Consider the following 2,212-nt stretch of genomic DNA (forward strand, 5'->3'; position numbering starts at 1 on the left):
GGCATCGTCGTGCCCGATGGCGCGGTGATTGCAGCGACCGCCGCATCCGACCCGCGGCCGCCGTTCTGGGGCGGACCATGGATGATGACGCTGCTGTTCGCGGTGATCAGCGTCACGCTGCTCAGCCTGTGGGCGGCGCACGCCTTGACGGCGCCGCTGTCGTCCTTCGCCAGGGCCGCCGAGAGTTTCAGCCTCGACGGCGCGGCCGCCGCCCTTCCCGAACGCGGCCCAGCCGAAATTCGCGCGGCCGCAAGGGCACTCAACCGCATGCGCGAGCGCATCACCGGCCTGATCGACGACCGCACCCGGATGCTGGCCGCGATCAGCCACGACCTGCGCACGCCGATCACCCGGCTGCGGCTGCGCTCCGAATTCATCGAGGACGACAATCATCGCAGCCAGACGCTGGCCGATCTCGACCATATGCGCGCGATGCTGGAGGCCGTGCTGTCCTTCCTGCGCAACGACAACCGGCTCGAATCCATGACGCTGGTCGATATCGCCAGCACGCTACAGCTGGTAGCCGATCAATTCGCGGACATGGGGCACAGAGTGAGTTATGACGGCCCCGATCATGCCGTGGCCACGGCGAGGCCCGACGACCTGCATCGCAGCATCACCAACCTCGTGGAGAATGCGGTCAGGTTCGGCACCCAGGCCCTGATCCGCCTCACCATGTCGCCGGAGCGCTTGACCATCGATATCGAGGACGACGGTCCCGGCATTTCCGATGCGCACAAGGCCGATGTGCTTGAACCGTTCGTGCGTGGCGACCACGCCCGCAACATGGACGAAGCGACGGGCTTCGGGCTCGGCCTCTCGATCGCGCGGGCCATCGTCCTGGCACATGGCGGCGAGCTGGCGTTGCAGGACCGGCAACCGCATGGACTGATCGTTCGCGTGCGGTTGCCGGTTCGGCAGAACCGCCGGCAACAAGCAGCCTGAATCGGGCGGCGGAGATCGCGGCCTTCAGGCCGCGAGGTCTTCCCGCTCCGACTCGGAATTGTCGAAATACGCGATCGCCTCGAACCGATAGTCGCAGGCCCGGCAATGCCAGAGATAGGCCGCCCGGCCGGGGCTCTGCTCGACCCAGTCCGGAAACGCAATCGGCTTGCCACATTGGGCGCAAGGGTTTTGCTTGGGCAAATCTGTGGAACCAGTTTTGGCCATGGCGATCTCCCTTTCTGGCTTGTTGGTTTTTGTCTCGACGCCCGACGGAACAGATACACCGTCGCAGTCGGTGGGTGCATTACGCTAGACGAACGCTCGTGTCTTTTCCACGACAATCACGCTGTGCATCGGTTACGAACAGCATCGTTAACGAACTTATGACTTCGGCCGGACATCGACGGCGGGCTCCCGCGTGTGCATCGCACCCGGCTTGCGCAGATGGATGGTCGCGATGTCGTCGGAGTAGACCTTCTGCCAACCATCGACATGATCGAGCAGCCGCGCGGCGGGGCTTTGCGTGCGCAACAGCGTCGCCTCGATCCTGTCGCCGTCCAGCAGCCGGAACAGCTTCTCGGGCTCCGACAATGTGGAAGCTGCGTTGTGATCGAGGAAGAACTTCTCTCCGAACAGTTCGGTGCGACCATCGATGAAGGTCGGAACCCCGCTTGCGATCAGATAGCCGCCGAAATCGTAATCATTGAACACGCGGCCGGCGTTCAGCTTCTTCAATTCGGCGACCGCCGCAACCGGCGACTGGCGCGTGTTGGGTTCGAAGCGATGCGGCGTCGCATAGGCGGCGGTTCCCATGACCAGCGTGATCCCGAGACAGGCTGACAGCACGGCGTGGACCGGCGGCGCGGTTTCGGCCGGCGCATCCGCGCGGCCGATCTCCCTTGCGAGCACATCGGCAAGCAGCAGCGGCGCCACCAGAGCCAGAATTTCCGCAGCGCGGCCTTGCGCCAGCGCCATGTGCAGAAGACCGAGCAGGATCAGGATCCGTGTCGGCGGCAGCCGAACGCCGCGATAGAGCGCCCCGCCGATGCCGGACAGCAGCACGAGCTCGAAGGCATCGAGGTGCCCGAAATCCGCCGGCCGCCATTCCGCGATCAGCGGCAGCGCGGCGCCGAGGCTCAGGATCTTCCGCGAGGCGAGCAGCGCGTTCCAGCCATAGGGCGTGAAGCAGGCGGCGGCGAGGGCGGCGAGCGCGAAGGCGATCCAGCGCAGCGCCAGAGCCTTGCGAAGGCGCGCATCCGCATTCGCC

At 65.6% G+C, this 2,212-nt stretch carries 2 protein-coding genes and 1 pseudogene; 1 reads left to right on the forward strand and 2 read right to left on the reverse strand.

Annotated features, from left to right (window positions below):
* Nucleotides 1–945, forward strand: a 945-nt coding sequence (locus WCB02_RS12040) for an ATP-binding protein (RefSeq protein WP_423958425.1), incomplete at its 5' end; no start/stop codon positions are given.
* Between the two features lie 24 nt (nucleotides 946–969).
* On the opposite strand, the gene WCB02_RS12045 is transcribed toward WCB02_RS12040, so the two are convergent.
* Both WCB02_RS12045 and WCB02_RS12050 read right to left on the reverse strand, forming a co-directional pair.
* On the reverse strand, nucleotides 970–1,170 hold the full coding sequence (locus WCB02_RS12045) for a hypothetical protein (protein WP_423958426.1): 201 nt from the start codon (nucleotides 1,168–1,170) through the stop codon (nucleotides 970–972).
* A 156-nt stretch (nucleotides 1,171–1,326) separates the two neighbouring features.
* Nucleotides 1,327–2,212: pseudogene (locus WCB02_RS12050) on the reverse strand (hypothetical protein); the annotation flags it as partial.

The sequence above is a fragment of the Bradyrhizobium sp. genome (assembly GCF_049581145.1).
Classification (GTDB): domain Bacteria; phylum Pseudomonadota; class Alphaproteobacteria; order Rhizobiales; family Xanthobacteraceae; genus Bradyrhizobium.